The organism is Actinoallomurus iriomotensis (assembly GCF_030269445.1).
In the GTDB taxonomy this organism is placed as follows: Bacteria; Actinomycetota; Actinomycetes; order Streptosporangiales; family Streptosporangiaceae; genus Actinoallomurus; species Actinoallomurus iriomotensis.
The window spans coordinates 589486-607491 of record NZ_BSTJ01000003.1 but is presented as its reverse complement, the minus strand read 5'-3'; the positions used below and the strand labels follow the sequence as shown (position 1 = coordinate 607491).

The following is an 18006-nucleotide window of genomic DNA, read 5'->3' as shown; positions in this document are numbered from 1 at the left end:
CCGCTTTCCGCGCCCGTGGCTTCACCTCACCGTGGACGTCTGCCCGTCGTGTCGCGTTCCCGGCGGACCGTGGGCTTTCTTCCCTTGATCGTGGTGCGTCGCAAGGCCTTGATCACCTGCTCGGCCGCGGACTCCGGGACCTCGACCAGCGAGAACCGGTCGGCGATCTCGATCGCCCCGATGTCGCGCCCGGACAGCTTCGACTCGCCGGCGATCGCGCCGACCAGATCCTGCGGCCGGACCGCCGCACTGCGCCCGAGACCGATGAACAAGCGGGTCATGCCCTGGGCGGGGGTGCCCCCGCGCCGGTCCCGCCGCGCGCCGGCGCCCCGGCGGTCGCGTCCCTCCCGGTCGGCGGCCTTCGGGGCGATCTGCGGGATCTCCTCCTCGTCGGCCGCGGCCCCGCTGGACTCGTACGCCATCTTCACCGCGGCGAGCGCCACCTCCATGACGTCGAACTCCTCGGTGAGCGGCTCGACCACGGCCAGGAAGCGCGACAGGTCGTCCTCCATGAGGCTCTCCTGCAGCGCGGCGCGGGTCAGCTCCAGGCGCCGCGCGCGCAGGTCGGCGACCGTCGGCACCTTCTCCACCGTGATGCGCTGCTTCGTCACCCGCTCGATCGTCTTGAGCATCCGGTGCTCGCGCGGCTCCGCCAGGGTGATGGCCACGCCCTCGCGGCCGGCGCGGCCCACCCGGCCGATGCGGTGCACGTACGACTCGGGCGCGGACGGAACGTTGTAGTTGACGACATGCGTGAGCTGCTCGACGTCCAGGCCGCGCGCGGCGACGTCGGTGGCGATGAGCAGCTCCGCCGTCCCGCCGCGCAGCCTCCCCATGACGCGGTCGCGCTGGTCCTGGCTCATGCCGCCGTGCAGCGCCTCGGCGCGGTAGCCGCGTCCGTTGAGGGTCTCGGTCAGCTGGTCGACCTCCTCGCGGGTGCGGCAGAAGACGATCGCGGCCGTGGGCGCCTCCACGTCCAGCAGGCGTCCGAGCGCCGCCGGCTTGTGCGCCCGTGCCACCACGTACGCGTTCTGCCGTACCAGAGGGGCCTCACCGGGCGGCGCCTCCTCGCGGCCGATCTGGATCTGGACCGGGTCGCGCAGGTAGCGGCCGGTGAGCCCCTTGATGCGCGGGGGCAGCGTCGCGGAGAACAGCACCGTCCGGCGGTCGTCGGGGGTCTCGCGCAGGATCTCCTCGATGTCCTCGGCGAAACCCATGTCGAGCATCTCGTCCGCCTCGTCCAGCACGACCGCCTTGATCTCCTGCGGGCGGAGCGTGCCACGGCCGATGTGGTCGAGCGCCCGTCCGGGTGTCGCGACCACGACGTCGACCCCGCGCTCGAGCGCCTTCATCTGCCAGCCGATCGGCTGCCCGCCGTAGATGGGCACGACGCGCACGCCCAGCCCGCGGCCGTAGCGGTGGAACGCCTGGGAGACCTGTACGGCCAGCTCCCGCGTGGGCACCAGGATCAGGGCCGCCGGCCCGGTGCGTCCCTCGTCACTGGACAACCCCTGCAACAGCGGCAGTGCGAACGCCGCCGTCTTTCCCGTGCCCGTGGCCGCCTGCCCGATGAGATCCCTTCCCTCCAGCAACGGCGGAATCGCCTCCCGCTGGATGGGCGTGGGCTCCTCGTAACCCAGACCGGACAGCGCGTTCAGGAGTTCCGGACCCAACCCCAGATCCGCGAAGCTCGACACGCCATCGGACACGTTGTCACTCACCGTCGACTCGTCCTCCCCTAAGGCTTTCCTTCAGGCCTACACCCTTCGGCCGTGGCACTCCGCCGCGCCCCGGCCCGCCCGCGCATCATCTCGTGTGCGGAGGGATGCTTCCGCCACCGCGTTCCCGCAGAGACCGGTCGGCCAGATGGTGCAGGGCCCGGGCGGTCGGTGTGTCCGGCTCGGCGGTCATGAACACGACCTGCTGGTCGTCGTCGGGGACGCTGAGGATGTCACAGCTGATGTGCAGCCGGCCGAGCTCGGGATGCGTCATCGTCTTCGTCCGGTGGCCGGGGACGCGGACCGGGTTGGTGGCCCAGATCTCGTTGAACTCCGCGCTGCCCGCCCTGAGCTCGGCCAGCAGGGCGGCCAGGGCCGCGTCGCGCGGATACCGGTCGGCGGCCGCCCGCAGCCGGGCGACCGCGATCTCGCCGAACTCCTCGTGGCCCGTGGTCAGCACCTCGTCGGAGAACAGGAAGCGCCGGCGGGCCAGGTTGGACTGCGCGCCAAGGTCGCCGAGCAGTGCCTCGGCCAGCGGATTCCAGGCGATCACGTCGTAGGTGGCCGCGGTGACGACGACCGCGGTCGCCGGGAGCCGGTGCAGCAGGCCCGCGACGTACGGGCGGACGTGCCGCGGCGGGCCGGCCGGCGGCTCCGGAGGCACACCGGCCAGCCGGAACAGATGCGTCCGCTCGGGCGGCGAGAGCCGCAGCGCGTCCGCCATGGAGCCCAGGATCCGCGGGGAGGGGCGAGGGCCGCGCGCCTGCTCCAGCCGGACGTAGTAGTCGACCGACATGCGAGCCAGGTCGGCGACCTCCTCGCGGCGCAGGCCCGGCGTACGGCGCCCGCCGCCCGCGGGCAGGCCGAGGTCTTCGGGGCGCAGCCCCTCCCGCCGGTCGCGCAGGAAGCGGGCCAGTTCGGCTCTCGCCATCGGGCTCCTCCTCGGTTCCCTTCTCCCTGGTATCGATTGTCCCTGGATCGGCCGCGCCGCCGGCGCGCACCCTCGAAGGCATGGACAACTCCATCGCACTGGTCACCGGCGCCAACAAGGGCATCGGCAAGGAGATCGCCCGCCTGCTCGCGGGCGCGGGCCTCACCGTCTACGTCGGTTCGCGCGACGCCGCGCGCGGAGAACGCGCCGTCGAGGAGATCGGCGGCGACGCCCGGCCGCTCGTCCTCGACGTGACCGACGCCGCGAGCGTCGCCGCGGCCGTACGGCAGGTCGCCGCGCTGGACATCCTGGTCAACAACGCCGGCATCTCCGGCGAGGGCGCCACGCCGGAGCACGAGGACGCCGACGCCTTCCGCCGCGTCTACGAGACCAACGTCTTCGGGATCGTCACGGTGACCAACGCCTTCCTGCCGGCGCTGCGGCGCTCGAAGCACCCTCGGATCGTGAACGTCTCCAGCGGCACCGGCTCGCTGACCTGGTCGACCGGGCCGCAGTTCCCGCACCGGGGCACGTACGCCGCCTACCGGTCGTCGAAGACGGCGCTCAACGCGCTGACCGTGCTCTACGCCCACTCCCTGGCCGACGACGGGATCAAGGTCAACGCGCTCGCGCCCGGCCTCCGCCGGACGGACCTGAACGCCACCGCCGCCGCCAGCGACGGTGACCCGGCCGAGGCCGCGGAGGGCGCCGTACGGCTGGCGCTGCTGCCGGACGACGGGCCCTCCGGGGAGTTCTTCTCCTGGGACGGGACCCCGGTCCCCTGGTAAGGACGACGCGCCGGCCGGAACCCGGTGATCTTCGGCGGCGTCTCATCCCCACACGGCCATTTCCACACGCCGGGCGTCGCTCCCGGAGGGCGGGAGCGCACCGCTGTGGGGGAGGAGCACGGTGCCCAGCTTCCTACAGACCCTGCCACTTCACACGATCACCGAGGTCTACGGTGAGGCCGGTCTGCGCGACCGGTTTTCCCGCGAGGTCGAGCGGTTCGAAGAGCGCGACTGGCGCCGCCTCAACCGGGCGCTGGCGCTGGCGAGCGACCTGCACCGCCAGGACCGCAGGGCCCGCGAACCCGTCGTGAACCACCTGCTGCGGGTGACGCTGCGCGTGATGTGCCACTACGAGGTGGACGACGTCGACGTCCTCGTCGCCGCCCTCCTGCACGACTCCGTCGAGGACCATCCCGTCGAGCTGGCGGGCGAGGGCCACGACGATCCGGCGGCGGCGGCCCTGCAGGTCCTGTCCGAGGAGTTCGGCCCGCGCGTCGCCGGGCTCGTCCACGCGGTGACGAACCCGGCGTACGACCGCACCCGCGACGTCCACGCCCAGTACCGCGCCCACGTCATCGCCAATCTCGACCGCCACCCGACGGCTCGGATCATCAAGGTGTCGGACTTCACCGACAACGGGGTCGGGCTCGTCCACACGACCGGGCCGAAGGTGCGCAAGCTGGCCATGAAGTACCGCCCGCTCGTCCCGGCGCTCAAGGAGCTGATCAACCGCGACGACACCCCGCTGACGGACCGGATCAAGCACCACATCACCGGTCAGCTCGACCGCGCCGACCAGCGGTTCACCGCCATCCTCCATCTCGGCGCCGTGCCCGAGGGCGACCGCGCCGAGGCCGGTTAGCGGCCGGTCGGCGGTCCGGCCGCGTCACCACCGGGGGCCGGGGCGCCACGGGACCCCCGGATCGCCGTCGCGGCGACCCGTGGGCCCGAACAGGTCGCCCCGCCCGGCGGTGTGATGTGGCCTGGGCTCGGTCGTCGGTGTCTCGGGGCGCGGCTCGTCAGGCGAGGTCGGCTCGGCCGTCGGGGTCCGATGGGGCTTGGGAGTCCGGTGGGGCTTCGGGGTGTGATGGTGGGTCGGGGTCGGCTTGGGGGTCGGGGTGTGCCGTGCCGTCGGAGTCGTGGTCGGCTCGGCCGTGGGAGTGGGGGTCGCCGGGTCCGGGGCGCCGGCGGAGGCGCGGCTGCTCGGGGACTTCGTGGCCGTGGGCCCGGCGGACCTGCCGGCCGGCGCCGGCGACGTGTCCGGATCCGACGAGGCCTCCCGGGGCGGCGGAGCCGTCTGGTCGCCCGACGGCGACGGCTGGACCGATCGGCTCGGGCGCACACTCTGGTGCACGATCGCGCTGGTCCGGTCGGCGTCGTTGGAACCGGACAACGCGAGGGCCACGCCGGTCGCCGCGGTGACGCAGGCCACCAGGCCCACGACCGGGATGACCCGCCGGCCGATGACCGGCTTTCTCCGCTTGGCGTGCGTGCCTCGACCGGGCGGCGGCTGCTCGTCCGCATGCGCCGAGTGCCCGGCCGGCCCCGCGCCCACGGATTCCAGTCCGGCCGGTGCGGCTCCGGGGATCTCGGCGGGCGGTGGTCGGTCTGATCCGGGCTGGTCCGGTCGCGTGTTCGCCGGGGTCCCGCCGAGGTGCAGCGGTGCGGTGGCCGCTTCGTCGTACGGCGAGTCGTGGGCCGGTCCCGCGCCCGTGGGCTCCAGTCCGGCCGGTGCGGCTCCGGGGATCTCGGCGGGCGGTGGTCTGTCCGATCCGGGCTGGTCCGGTCGCGTGTTCGCCGGAATCCCGTCGAAGCGCAGCGGTGCGGTGGCCGGATCGTCCGGGGAGATCGTCGAGAACTGGTGGGTGGCGTCGTCGGCCTGTGCGGAGAACGCATCCGGCGGCAGCGGTGTCCCGTCGGCGCCGAACACCGCCGTTCCGCCCCGCGCGCGTCCGGCCGCCGCGCAGGACGACAGCACGCGCTCCCGTTGTCCCGCCGGAGGCTCGTACCCGAGCGTCACCAGCCGGTGCAGGGCCGCACCGCTCAGCGGGGCGAGCGTGGCCGAGTCCCGCGGCTCCCGGTCGCTCACCGAGGCGGCGGCCTGCTGCAGGCGCCACTGCGCCTCCCGTACGAGGAGTTCGGCGGCGTCCCACGCCACGCCGAGGACCCGGGCGGTCTCCGCCGTGTCGAGAGCGTTCGACAGTGCCAGGACCTCACGGTCTTCGGGGCTCAGGAGGGCCAGTGCGCGTCGCAGCGGGTCGGCCGATGGCGTCGCCACGACGCCGCGCAGGAAGGCGCCGCGCCGTACGCACTCGGTCCGGGCGAGTGAGTGCAGCCACGCCGGCAACTCCGCGTCGTCGCCCGGGATGGCGTCCGGGTGGCGCGCGACCGTGACGAAGACGTCGCGCAGCGCGTCGCCCGCCTCGTCGCCGACCATGACGTAGCAGTAGGCGTAGAGCGGCCCGGCGTGCTCGTCATAGAGCGCGCCGAACGCCTGCGGAGCACCCGCCCGTAGTGCCTCGATCAGCGACACCGGCCCCTCCGTTCCATTACATCCGTGCAAATCACACATAACAGCAGAAACCGGATACTACCCGTCAAACCACTCGAACCATAGCGCTGACCAGGCAAGATGTCGTCCGGCGGAGGTCGGTCGGCGGTGCCGTGGCCGCCATGTGCGGCGCTGGAGGACCGGGCGCTCCGGGCGGTGGACGACGGGCGCGTGTCTCGCGGGAACGCCGTCGTCCATTTCGGTCGACACCTTCTACGAATAACTCGATGACCTGTACGGATTGCTGCCCAGAACTTTGGTCCGCTGAGTGGACCCGGACCTTGTCGGCGACCGACCCCGCAGGCACCGTTGTCGCCTGACAGGGGCTTGACCGGGGGTTCTGGAAGGAGCCGGCTTCCATGGTCTGCTGCATTTCGTCCGTCGAGACGGACGGCCGATGCCCGAACACCTGAATTCAGAGAGCGCGCTCTGGCGGCGTCCCATTTCCCGGCGCGTCGTGCTGGCGTCGAGCAGTGGGTTGCTGATGGCCGCCGGCCTCCGGTCGAGTGAGAGAACACTGCCGCGGGCACTGGTCGCCGGATCGGCGACACCGACGTCGAGTCTGCATCTCGTCCGCCCGCAGGACATGCTCGTACTCGACTTCGACTTCTACAATCTGGCGCCGGCGTTCGACACCGATCCGCCCCAACTGCGTCGCGTCGACTCCTCGGTCCTCGCCTATGTCGTGGCGCGTTTCGCGTCGCAGCACGTGATGGAGCAGACGGTCTTCGAGGACGAGAAGAATCCGCCGGCGCCGGGAAAGGCGAGCGGCAGGGCGGTCGGCCCGAGCCGGATCGTCTTCGTCGTACCGGAAACGGTCAAGTCGCTGCCCTACAACGAGGACGGCCTGCTGCAGTGGTGGCCGTGGATCATGCAGGCGGTCACCGGGCCGCCCAACGGATCACCCCCCGACGACCTGCACACCGACCTGCTCGTGGTGGACTGGCTGCACCTCACTCCCGAGCGCGAGTCCACCTGGGCGCACGCCACCCGGCCGGTCACCCACGGCGACCGGACGGAGCTGTGGCACACGCGGCTCGCCGTACGCGGGACGAACGGCAGGCCGCAGGAGTCGATCCCGGTTCCGGCACCCGCCGACGCCGCGATCCCGAAGCTCCGTGCGGTGTACTACGACGCGCCGGCAGGGGACGAGGCGACGGTCTTCAGCGCCCTGTATCCGCCCCACTTCGTGGACCCGCCAAAGCAGATCGTGCAGCTGGCCGGTAATCCGACGCTGGGGGCGTACCGGCCGGTGAACGCCGACCTTCTCTCACTCAGCGCGGCCGGCGCCACTCTCGACTTCGAGGCGCAGTGGATACCGACGGTCGGGTTCGAGCTGAAGCGCTGGGAACACCATTCCTGGCTCGGCCGCGACAACAAGGTCGTCGTCGAGGAGTACGGGTTCTTGTTCCCGTTCGGGCATCGGGCCGAACTCATCTCGGAGACCAAACGCCAGATCGACGAGTCGGGCGTCGCCTATCTGCGGCAACGACTGTTCATCCGGATTACCGAACGGGTCAAGACCTATGCCGCGCCGTTCCAGAACTGGGCCGGCCGGGCGTTCCCGTTCACCGACATCACGATCCGGAACACCACGCTTCCCGATCTGCCCAGAGAACTCGATCCGCTCCTGCCGGGACCGCCGAACGCCACGGCGCCGGCGTTCTGGATCCAGGACATCAACGCCCCGAAGGCCGGCGGTGGCCACTCCGACGTGGTGTTCTCGCTGGTGGCGACCGATCTGACGGGCCGGCGGATCGAGTTCACCACGCCGATGGCCTTCATGCCGGCCGACCCCGCGCGGAACACCGGCGACCCGCTCTTCACGAGCGTGCTCGGCCACTACGGGAGTTACGACGACATCGTCGGGCCGGCCGTGAACCCCCGGCGAGTGATCGACCTGCGCGGCCAGGAGATCGCGTACGCGAAGGAGCCGAAGCCCGGCGTCGCGAGCTTTCCCACCGTGCGCTGGTACTGGGGCGTCGAGGGGCCCGCCGGCGACGTGCGGCCCCCGCTGCCACCGGGCGCTCCCCAGGACGGCCGGGACCATGCCCACGTGGACTCGCCGCTGTTCTATCCGAGGATGTTCGCCGCCGAGGCCCAGGTGCCGGCGATCGACGCGGTCATCGGCACCGGCGACCCGGTCTTCCTCGTGCACGACCCCACGTATCTCGCCCACGGCTTCGGGCACCTCGCGAAGCTGGCGGACTCCGGCAATGATCCGCAGATCTTCGTCCGGGTGCAGACGTCGGTCGCGGCCATCAACACGGTCGTGATCAAGGGCGACCGCACGGCCGACAGCCCGGTGCGCCGCATCGTGCAGAACACCATGAAGGCCGGCGGTATCGCGAGCCCGAACCTCGCGATCGGCGCCATCTCCGCGTCGTCGCTCGGGCCGATCAGTGGGCTGCAGGACTCCGTGGACAAGGTCCAGAACAGCGGAAAGGTCGACTTCAAGGCCTATTTCTCGAATCTCGGGGACACGCTCCAGCAGGCCGCGCTCTTCGGCCAGATCGCGCTGGGCGCGCTCTTCGAGGACGGGGAGGTCTCGCTGCACGGCCCCCGGATCATGAAGTACACCGACTTCCCGAAGGACAAGGACGGCAATCCGGACTACGACGCGAAGCCGATCGGGCAGACCGTCACCCTGGAGTTCCGGGAGAACGTGACGCCGTCCCCGCCGCTGCCGCTCGTCATCAGCAAGGACGTGAGCGGCAACGTCCTGACGCAGTTCATCCTCCAGTGCAGCAACCAGATCAACTGGGTCACCAAGGACGAGGACACCCTCAACAAGGCGATCGCCAAGATCTACGGGTGCCTGACCGACTTCACGCTCGACCTGAATCCCATCCTGTTGATCTTCACGAAGTTCGCGTTCACCTACCAGCTGGGCAAGGGGCCGGACTGCGATCCCGACCTGGACTCGGTGCAGTTCAAGCCGCCCCTGGACTTCGTGGGGGCCCTCGCCGACCTCTTCCGCGGGGGCGGCGACTCCGCCGTGGCGAAGGCCCGGACGAAGAAGCGGAGGTCCCAGGCATTGGCGCCCGCCGCCGACGGCAAGAAGGCGGGGTTCGGGTTCAAGCTCCTGAAGTTCGATCTGACGCACATCGGTGTCGGGGTGACCTTTGACATCCCCTCCCTGCCGCTGGGGTTCTTCGCCCTGGACGGGCTGCACATCGAGGCCGGGGTGATCCTGCCGTTCAACCCGGCGCCCTTCAACCTCTATGCCGACCTGCCGCGGGCGCGGTTCGCGTTCGGCGCGCCCGATGACAAGTTCAAGGTCAGCGTCTACGGTCTCGGCGGCGGCGGCCACTTCGAGATCGAGGTCAGCCCCAGGAGGATCGAGAAGCTCGAGGCCTCCATCGAGGTGCTCGGGAACGTCGCCCTGGACGTCCTCGTCGCGGCCGGCCGGGTGCTCATCGAACTCGGGGTGTTCTTCCGCCTGGAGATCAAGGACTACACCGACCGGCCGGGGACCTACACGGAGGTCCACCTGGGCGGCTACGTACGGGTCACCGGGCGGCTGAGCGTCCTCGGCCTCATCAGCATCAACGCCGAGCTCTACGCGGACATCGAGTACGTCAACCAGGACGGCGTCGGGTCCGTCTGGTTCCACGCACACCTGACGGTCTCCATCGACATCACGTTCTGGCACGTGAGCGTGGGAATCGAGTTCACGAAGACGTTCGGCGGCGCGAGTCAGGCCAACGTGCCGGGTGGCGCCGTCCGGGCTCTGGACGCCGCGAGCGCCCCGCCGACGTTCGGCGACCTGGTCAGCAGAGACGACTGGAGAACCTACTGTGCCTCGTTCGCCAGCTGACGCCCCCGGCGAGGAGTAACGCCATGGCCACGTCACAGATCGTCTGGACGCCGGTGCCGAACGGCTATGCCAACGGCAGGTTGCGGATGTCCGTGCTCATCGCCCCGCGGCTGGCGGGCGCCACCACGCTCGGCGGCCATCCGGAGTGGCTCACCTGGCCTGCGGTCCGGCCGGCGTACTCGGTGGTGTTCGGCGGAGGTCCGGCGGTGCCCGCCACGGTCTCGAGCCCGGCGCCCCGGCTGGACCTCTGGCAGCGGCTGTTCACCAAGGACACGCCGGTCACCGCACTGCCCCAGCCGCTCGCGGCCACCGGCGTACCGCCCATCCGCTCCTGGCCGAGCACGTCGGCCCGATCCATGGCCTCCACCGAGCACGCCCTGGCGCTGGCGTACAGCCCCACCGCACCGCCCACGGTCAACGACTACATCCCGCCCGGAGAGGGCCTGGCGCCGAAGGACCGGCCGTACGGAACGGTCACCGACATCTACATGTCATCCGAGCGGCGGAAGGAGGCCATCGCGGCGATCGACGCCGAGACGTGGAGCCAGGGCTACTTCCTCGGCGGCCGGCTCTCCGGATTCTCGGCGGCGGAGATCGACTTTCTCCTGGCCGAGCTGTTCCACGAGAGAGGCACGAACGCCGCGCCGGGGCGGCGTGCCGTGGGCGACCACGTGCGGATGATCCAGAGCGACGACGACATCGATTTCCACGCCGCGCTGAGCTCATTCGCCCAGTACCCGGTGCTGCAACGCGCCCTCGGCCTCGTCGTCGACCTGGTCGTGGATCCCGCCGCCATCGGGATTCCCGTCCCGAGCGACCCGGCGACGCTCAGCCTCCAGGTCGACTGGCCCGGCGGCACGTCGTACACCCCTGTGTACCCGGCGGTCGCCGCGACGCTGACCAAGACCGTCTTCCAGGCGAAGCCGCTCGGGACCACGATGAAGGACGGCTTCCTCACGCTGAACACGGACCAGTACAGCGTCGTCGAGATCGAGGCGGATTCCGCCGCCGCGCTGCTGTCGGCGTTGAGCCAGACGATCTTCACGAGGGCCACCGGCGAAGGGTCGCCGGAGAAGCGCAAGGCGGCCAAGGAGCCGGTACGCCCGATGAGCGGCGGGGTGCCGATCTTCACCGACCCCGGCCGCCAGCCGGAGCCACTGCCGGCCCTGCGCAACAGTGGCTTCTCCGTCGTCCAGGTGGGCCGCGCCAAGCAGCTCCACGACCGGCTCACGGCGAGCGCGACCAGAACCGCGAACCTCGCGCGGCTCACGGACGACCCGTTCCACGCCGAGGACCTCACGTACGGAGTCCGCGTGGACGTGTGGGACGACACGTCGAAGCGCTGGTACAGCCTGTGCCGCCGCACGGGCACGTACGACGTCAACGGAACGCGGGTCAGCGCCGACGACGAGGGGACCGTCCACCTCGCGCACACCCAGCGCGTCGACGACCCGACGATCTACCTGCACGAGTCGGTCTTCAACTGGAGCGGCTACAGCATGGTGGTCAACCGCCCGGGGAGCATGCTGGAGACGGTCAACGGCAAGCAGGTGACGGTCGGGCCGGACAGCGACGCCACCGGCCCGGTGAAACTCCGTACCAGCTTCCGGGCGACGGGGTTGCCGAAGCTGCGTTACGGCAGGAGCTACCGGTTCCGGGCGCGCACCGTGGACATCACCGGGAACGGCCCCGGCCCGGCGGACACGACCACGAGTTCCAGCACCGCCGCGGTCCGGTATCTGCGCTTCGAGCCGGTCCCCTCGCCGCTGCTGCTCCCCGCCGCACCGCGTACGCCGGCCGAGTCCGCCCAGGTGATGGTCATCAGGGGCAACTACAACGCGCCCGCCACGGGGAACTGCCAGCGCCACGTCGTCCAGCCCAGGATGAGCCAGCTGATGGCCGAACAGCACGGCCTGTACGACGTCGCTCCCTCGCCGCTGAATCCGGGCGGAATGAACACGTCCGCCTACGCCGACATCGTCAAACGCGACAAGGCCACGCTGGCGACCGGCGGCAAGGCCGACCCGAACGGCTGGGGCGACGTCCGCTACTACGAGGATCCGATCCTCACCGTCCCGTACATCACCGACGTGCTCGCGCGGGGCGTCGCCTTCCACGGGCTTCCCGGGATGGGCGCGGATGAGGTCTTCTCCGTCGACTTCGACCGCCCGCTGGCGGTGGGCGGTCCGTGGGCCTTCCGGATCCGTCTGGTCAACGGCACCGGCAAGCCCGGCTATGACCGCCTGTCGCGGGTCCTCACCGTGCAGCTCCCTCCGGGGCGGACCGTCGACGTCGCCTACTCCAGCCGCATCGACGACGCGGACGTCGACCTCATGGGCGTCTGGAACTGGTTCGTGGAGAGCGGAATGGAGCCCGGCGGCGGGCTGAGCGTCCAGGACCTTCGCCGGCTCGCCGCGCAGGGACGGCTGTGGCAGCTGACCCCGGCCGGGACGCTGACGCTGTCGCACGCCGTCGTACAGCCGATGACCCCGCCCGCCTTCGCCAAACCGGTGGCGACCCGCCGGCCCGGCGACACGACGGCGCGCATCACCGACACGCTCACCATCGACCGCGCGAGCACCGATCACGTGGACGTGCAGGCGACCTGGACCCAGCCGATCGACGACCCGTCCGACCCCGAGCCGGTCCAGCGGCCCGGCAGTGCCCACGTCATCAAGCTCATGGCCCCGGAGGACGCGCCCGAGGGCGACCGGCTCCCGCTGAACGACCTCCACGAGTTCCACGACACGATCCACCGGCAGATCACCCTCTCCGCCGTGGGCACCTCGCGCTACGTGGAGTTCTTCCGGCAGCGGGCCCAGGTGACGCTGTCGGGGACCACGCCGGTCACGCTGGCCCGTGAGGGCATCGCGGAGGGAACCCTGCACGTCACCGACCCCGGGACCGGCCGCGACTTCGGCGAGGACCACAGCGCGTCGAGCACGGTGACCGGCGACTATGTCGTGGACCTCCACGCGGGCACGGTGGCACGCTCGGGCGACGCGTCGGCCATCGCCGACGGCGCCACCGTCGCCGTCGACTTCGTCGCGGGCTCCGTGACGCGGACGAACACCGAAACCCAGCAACCGGTCGTGGTGAACGTACGGTCCTCGGCGCGGCCCGCGGCGCCGGACGTCGCCTACATCGTGCCGACGTTCGGCTGGCAGCAGGCGGCCGGCGCCACGACGATCTCCAGCACGCGTCGCGGCAACGGACTGCGCGTCTACCTTCGCCGGCCGTGGTACTCCTCGGGCGACGGCGAGATGCTGGGCGTGGTGCTGTTCGAGGGGAACGGCGACCTGCCGGCGAACCTGAGACAGTACGTCACGCTGCGCGGCCAGGACCCGCTGTTCGCGTCCTCGTCGACGCCGGTCGCTCCACTCATGAGCGAGTTCCCGCTCGCGCTCCATCCGAGGCAGGGCTACCGGCCGGCCGAGTCCGACATCCTTCCCGAGCTCACCGCGACCGTCGCGGTCGCGCCGCACCCGGTGGCCTACGACAAGGACCGGCGGATGTGGTACTGCGACATCACCATGGCCGAAGGCGCCGGGGGGAAGGTCTACAGCCCGTTCCTCCGGCTGGCGCTGGCGAGGTTCCAGCCGAACTCGCTGACCGATGTCGAGCTCTCGCCGGTCGTGCTCGCGCAGTTCGCGCAGCTCACGCCGGACCGCACCCTCTCGATCGTGTTCGACGCCTCCGACGCGGCCCTCGCTCACGTCACCGTCGCGGGCACGACGTACACGGCGGAGCCGGACCGGCGAGCGCGGATGACGATCCTGGCCCAGACCGCCGACCGGAAGCCGGTCGGCGCGGTGGGCTGGAAGACCTCCGCCGAAACCGATCTGAACTGGTCCGGCGGGCAGTGGGCCGGCGACGTCCGGCTGCCGGGGGCGCGCGGCAGCGGTCCGATGCGGCTGGTGGTCGAGGAGCGCGAGAAACCGCCGGCCGGCGGAGACCGGCTCGTCTACGTGGACGCCGTCGAGATCTGACAGGGATGAGAATGATGAGACGAAGCCGCTGGTTCCTGCGCCTCATGCTCACGGCCGTCCTGACCTGGCCCGGCATGGCCGTCCTGGGTTCGACGGCCGACGCCTCCTCGCGGCCACGACCGCTGACGGCGTCGCAGCAGAAGTCGCGTGTGCTGCGCCAGTCGGGGCTGTTGCCGCGACGCGCCGGATCGGCGCTTCCCGCCGGAGGATTCGGAAACGGCGTCTTCCAGGTGTACGTGACTCCGGCGCGGAGCGTCGGAGCGGGGGAGTTCACCGTCATGACCGGCGCGAGCAACCCAGCGGGCGCGGGCCTCGACGTGCTCTTCGGCCAGGGCGTCCCGGGCACGAGTTACATGATCATTCGGGACGTCACCGCGGGCGTCGACTATGTCCAGGGGCAGATGCTCACCCACGGCAACGAGGTCTCCCTCGACGATTCCTCCATCGGCCAGAGCACCACGGGGACCACCACGACCACGACCTGGTCGCGGTCTTCGCTGTTCGTGGAGCAGGCCGTCTCCGTCACCGGCGGCACCGTCGCCGACACCCGGGTCAGCGTCACGACGAGCATCACCGACTACAACACGCCGAAGCACCAGTACAAGATCCAGTATCTGTGGGACACCGAGATCGGCACCGACGACGGTCCGGCCATCCAGCCGCGTGCGGCGGGTGAGCCGTACCGTCCGTTCGATCCGACCGTCGGCGTGGAACGGACGGACGCCCCGGCCACCGGCGACACGGCCGTGGTGGACAACGACGTCAATCCCCTGACGCCGAGCCTGGCGGTCGCGCTGTCGGGCAGCGGCGATCCGCAGGCGGTGCCCGACTCGGTGAAGTACGTGTGCTGGCCCGACGCGATCTTCGCGCCGCTCGGCGGATACGTCACCGACGGCACTCGCGATGTCAGCGGCTCCGCCTCCGACTGCCTGGGAGGTCAGGGGAAGGCCGACTCGGCGGTCGAGTACGTGTGGTCGGCCGACGCGAACCAGGCCGGTCCCCAGGTGACGGCCTCGCTCCGGATGAGCCCGCCGGCCGCGTACGCCACGACCATGAGGGCCGGATCCATCTCACTCGGTTCGGCGACGGCGACGCTCACCGACACCGCGACCGGGAAGCCGATCGCCGGCCGGCACGTCAGGTTCAGCGCGGGAAGCCGTACGCTCTGCGACGTGACCACCGACGCGGCCGGGCACGCCACCTGCGGCGGACTGCTCGGCGGCCTGCTCGGCTACGACGTGAGCTTCGCCGGGGACGCGATCTGGGCCCCGTCCACCGCGCACGGCGGCCTCCTGCTGCGCGACGGTAGGCCGGTCCATTAGTCCCTGTAATAGCCCAATCCGAAAACGCTGAATTCGGATAATTGTCGTTACTTGCTGCAAAGTAGATAAAGTACGTAGTTGCCCTGATGTGCGGAGCGATTTACTGATCGTAATATCGGTCGGCAATGGGTGGGTGGGCACGGGGAGTGCTGGTCGATGGGCGATTCGAGCGGCCGTAGCGTGTTGCAGGGCGCCTTCAGCCTGCTGGAGACGTTGAGGACGGCCGGAGACGCGGGACTCAGCACTCTCGCCTCGGACAGCGGGCTGCCGAAGGCGACCGCGCACCGGCTGCTGGAGCAACTGGTCGACCTGGGTGCGGTCGAGCGCGCCGCGGGCCGCTACCGCATGGGACCCGCGATGTTCCGGCTCGGCCAGGCCTGGCAACCCCATCCGAAGCTGCTGGCGTCGGCGCGCGGGCCGATCCGGCGACTCGCACGCGCCACCGGCGCGACGGTGGGGGTCTGCGTGCTGTCGGAGGGGCGGGCACTGGTGATCGCCGTGGTGCCCGGTGAGATCGACGAGGTCGCGCCGCTCCGCCCCGGCCTCGCCTGCTCGGCCTCGACGGCCGCCGGCAAGGTGCTGCTGGCCGCCGTACGCCCGCAGCACCTGCTGGATCCACGTCCGGCCGCCTGGCGGCGCGAGGCGGCCGAGATCCGTGACCGCGGGGTGGCCTTCGACCACCAGGGCCTCGTCTCCGGCGTGTGCTGTGCCGCCGTTCCCCTCCACGGCGCGGACGGCCAGCCGATCGCCGCGCTCTGCGTGATGACCGACCCGGGACGCCCGCTGAGGCACCTCACCCAGACCACCGGGCGCGTGGCCCAGGGCATCAGCCTGCAACTGCGCCGCTGACGCTTCACACGGGGGTGCGTCCCGGCTCTCCCATCGCCGTGTCGCGCCGGTTCCGCAGCCGGCCGCTGATGGTCCGGTGGAGCGCGATGACGCCGCGAGTGGTCAGCCGGGACGGGACGGCCGAGGTCACGCGCATCGGCCGTTCGCCCTGGAAGACCGTCATCGGCCCGGTGACGGCCAGGCTCCGGGTGGCGACCAGCGAGGCCGTCGCGGCTCGCCTGCGGCGGTCGCGCTCGTAGGCCCGCAGCGCCGTGGCCGTGGCCGTGGCCGGGACGGCGGCCAGGTGGCGCAGCAGCGCCCAGACGTCCTCCAGCACCTGGTTCGCGCCCAGCGCGAAGGTGGGAGGCATCGCGTGGGCCGCGTCGCCCAGCAGCACGCACCGGCCCCGGGCCCAGCGCCGTACCTTCACCCGGTGGTGGGGGAACGCCTCCAGGTCCACGCCGGACAACGCCTCCAGGAGCTCGGGGACCGGGGAGGCCCAGCCCCCGTACCGCTCCCTCAGCGTCTCCAGTGGTCTGCCACCGGCCGTGGCCGGCGGCCAGGGAACGTCGCAGAACCACTGTGCGAGCCCGTCGCCGGCCGGGCTGAGCCCGACGTCACCGGCCCGGCCCACGATCATGAGCCCGCGCGATCCCAGGTCGACCGGGGTGGGGATCAGGCCCTGCCGGCTGGCCACCCCGGTCACCGGCGGGTCGGCGTCGCCGCCCAGCGCGGCGCGGACGCCGGAACGCACCCCGTCCGCGCCGATGAGCAGGTCAGCGCCGTACGCGGCGCCGTCCTCGGTCCAGACCCGTACCTCGTCACCGCGCTCGCGGAGGCGGGCGAAGCGGGCTCCGAACCGGACCGTGCCCTCGGGCAGGTCCCGGGCCAGCCGGTCCAGTAGCGGGCCGCGGGGGATGACCACGGTGGGAGTGCCGAGCCCGGTCTCGATCCGCTCCATGTCGATCGCGGAGACCACGCGGCCCGCCGCCGTACGGGCCTCGATGGCGGTGAGGCGCTGCCCCAGGCCGCGAAGGTCGACGTTCAGGTCGGCCAGGACGGCGGGTCCGCCGCCCCACAGGGTGATGGCGCCGCCGCCCGCCCGCAGGACGGGCGCGCGTTCCAGCACCGTCACCTCGTGTCCGGCGGCGAGCAGACCACGGGCGGCGGTGAGCCCGCCGATCCCCGCTCCGACGATGAGCACCCGCATCGAAGCCACCTCCACGACAACGTGTAGTACTACAATGTGTAGAGGATTGGCGGGGTGTCCACAAGTCCCGAATGCGGGCTATTCGAAGGTGATCGGATGGGGGAAATCCTCGAGAGTCACCTTGACCACCGCGAGAGGGCGCACGGGAACATGTGCCCGGAGTTCTGGCGGCCTGGTGATGCTGAGGGGCTCCGGCCATCCATCGGGAACGTCGAGGGTGAAGGTCTCGAAGTGTTTCCTCTCGAGGACGTGGACATAGCCCACGAGACTGTTCAGGTCCTGCCCTTCCGGGGTCACGGGATCTCCGACGGTGTACTTCACCGTGCCGTCGGTGTCCGCCATGTAGGTGCATCTCCGCCTGCCGCTGAACAGAGCCATGAAGGTGGGGATGTCATAACCGGTGTCGGCGCCGATGGCCGGAGCCCCGTCAGGGAACCGCTTGCCGCTGGGCGGGTGGTACCAGGTCATCTGGCGAGGTTCGAGCAGCGGGATGTAGTCCCTTGATCCGTGATAGGCGATGTCGTCGCCGTACCGTTCGGCGAGGTCGTCGAGGGATCTCCGGCCGGCCAGCATGACGGGGGATTCATTCTGATCGAGAAGAACTCCGCTCTCGAACAGGTGGAGGCCGCGGAAGAATTTCGCCGCCGCATCGAAGATGTTCAACGCCACAGTGCCGTCTCACGCGAGGAAGGCCGCCAGTTTAGGCCCGAAGCCGTCCAGGCGCTTGCTTGGAGGATGGGCCGGTGTCGATGATGCCGGACGTGGTGTAGGAGATGTGCCGGGGGCAGCTCGCACCGCTGATCTGCATCGTCCGCTTGGCCACGGCTTGACGCTCCGGGCGATTCGGGA

At 71.0% G+C, this 18006-nt stretch carries 11 protein-coding genes; 6 read left to right on the top strand and 5 right to left on the bottom strand.

The features are described 5' to 3' along the window. Positions 1-26: 26 nt before the first annotated feature. Positions 27-1721 (bottom strand): DEAD/DEAH box helicase, encoded by a 1695-nt coding sequence (locus tag QSK37_RS15740; protein WP_285621154.1) that lies wholly within the window; start codon positions 1719-1721, stop codon positions 27-29. 85 nt (positions 1722-1806) lie between these two features. Further along, the gene (locus QSK37_RS15735) at positions 1807-2649 is read right to left on the bottom strand and encodes a helix-turn-helix transcriptional regulator (protein ID WP_285621151.1); all 843 of its coding nucleotides are present in this window, start codon (positions 2647-2649) and stop codon (positions 1807-1809) included. Positions 2650-2729: 80 nt separating this feature from the next. Here QSK37_RS15735 and QSK37_RS15730 point away from each other — a divergent pair, with 80 nt between their 5' ends. Both QSK37_RS15730 and QSK37_RS15725 read left to right on the top strand, forming a co-directional pair. Beyond that, positions 2730-3437, top strand: coding sequence for an SDR family oxidoreductase (locus tag QSK37_RS15730; protein WP_285621149.1), 708 nt, complete (start codon positions 2730-2732; stop codon positions 3435-3437). 121 nt (positions 3438-3558) lie between these two features. Further along, on the top strand, positions 3559-4299 hold the full coding sequence (locus tag QSK37_RS15725; RefSeq protein ID WP_285621147.1) for an HD domain-containing protein: 741 nt from the start codon (positions 3559-3561) through the stop codon (positions 4297-4299). A gap of 24 nt (positions 4300-4323) precedes the next feature. Here QSK37_RS15725 and QSK37_RS15720 read toward each other — a convergent pair whose 3' ends face one another. Beyond that, positions 4324-5970, bottom strand: a complete 1647-nt coding sequence (locus QSK37_RS15720; RefSeq protein ID WP_285621145.1) for an RNA polymerase sigma factor — start codon at positions 5968-5970, stop codon at positions 4324-4326. 415 nt (positions 5971-6385) lie between these two features. Here QSK37_RS15720 and QSK37_RS15715 point away from each other — a divergent pair, with 415 nt between their 5' ends. The 4 genes from QSK37_RS15715 to QSK37_RS15700 all read left to right on the top strand — a co-directional run bounded on the left by QSK37_RS15715 (position 6386) and on the right by QSK37_RS15700 (position 15968). Beyond that, entirely contained in the window at positions 6386-9808 is a 3423-nt protein-coding gene (locus tag QSK37_RS15715) for a hypothetical protein (RefSeq protein ID WP_285621143.1), read from the top strand. Between the two features lie 23 nt (positions 9809-9831). Next, complete coding sequence (locus tag QSK37_RS15710; RefSeq protein WP_285621141.1) at positions 9832-13797, top strand: hypothetical protein; 3966 nt, start codon at positions 9832-9834, stop codon at positions 13795-13797. 14 nt (positions 13798-13811) lie between these two features. Next, complete coding sequence (locus QSK37_RS15705; RefSeq protein WP_285621139.1) at positions 13812-15119, top strand: hypothetical protein; 1308 nt, start codon at positions 13812-13814, stop codon at positions 15117-15119. Between the two features lie 156 nt (positions 15120-15275). Then, a complete protein-coding gene (locus QSK37_RS15700) occupies positions 15276-15968 on the top strand; it encodes an IclR family transcriptional regulator (RefSeq protein WP_285621137.1) in 693 nt (230 codons plus the stop codon). Positions 15969-15972: 4 nt separating this feature from the next. Here the strand turns inward: QSK37_RS15700 and QSK37_RS15695 are convergent, their stop codons facing one another. Further along, positions 15973-17157, bottom strand: coding sequence for an FAD-dependent oxidoreductase (locus tag QSK37_RS15695; protein WP_285621135.1), 1185 nt, complete (start codon positions 17155-17157; stop codon positions 15973-15975). Between the two features lie 78 nt (positions 17158-17235). Beyond that, the gene (locus QSK37_RS15690) at positions 17236-17826 is read right to left on the bottom strand and encodes a hypothetical protein (protein WP_285621133.1); all 591 of its coding nucleotides are present in this window, start codon (positions 17824-17826) and stop codon (positions 17236-17238) included. Positions 17827-18006: the final 180 nt, after the last annotated feature.

Excerpts from the sequence above, each read along its gene's own strand:
- QSK37_RS15735 (WP_285621151.1), bottom strand. The coding sequence starts at position 2,649 with ATGGCGAGAGCCGAACTGGCCCGCTTCCTGCGCGACCGGCGGGAGGGG.
- QSK37_RS15730 (WP_285621149.1), top strand. The coding sequence starts at position 2,730 with ATGGACAACTCCATCGCACTGGTCACCGGCGCCAACAAGGGCATCGGC.
- QSK37_RS15715 (WP_285621143.1), top strand. The coding sequence starts at position 6,386 with ATGCCCGAACACCTGAATTCAGAGAGCGCGCTCTGGCGGCGTCCCATT.
- QSK37_RS15710 (WP_285621141.1), top strand. The coding sequence starts at position 9,832 with ATGGCCACGTCACAGATCGTCTGGACGCCGGTGCCGAACGGCTATGCC.
- QSK37_RS15705 (WP_285621139.1), top strand. The coding sequence starts at position 13,812 with ATGAGACGAAGCCGCTGGTTCCTGCGCCTCATGCTCACGGCCGTCCTG.
- QSK37_RS15700 (WP_285621137.1), top strand. The coding sequence starts at position 15,276 with ATGGGCGATTCGAGCGGCCGTAGCGTGTTGCAGGGCGCCTTCAGCCTG.
- QSK37_RS15695 (WP_285621135.1), bottom strand. The coding sequence starts at position 17,157 with ATGCGGGTGCTCATCGTCGGAGCGGGGATCGGCGGGCTCACCGCCGCC.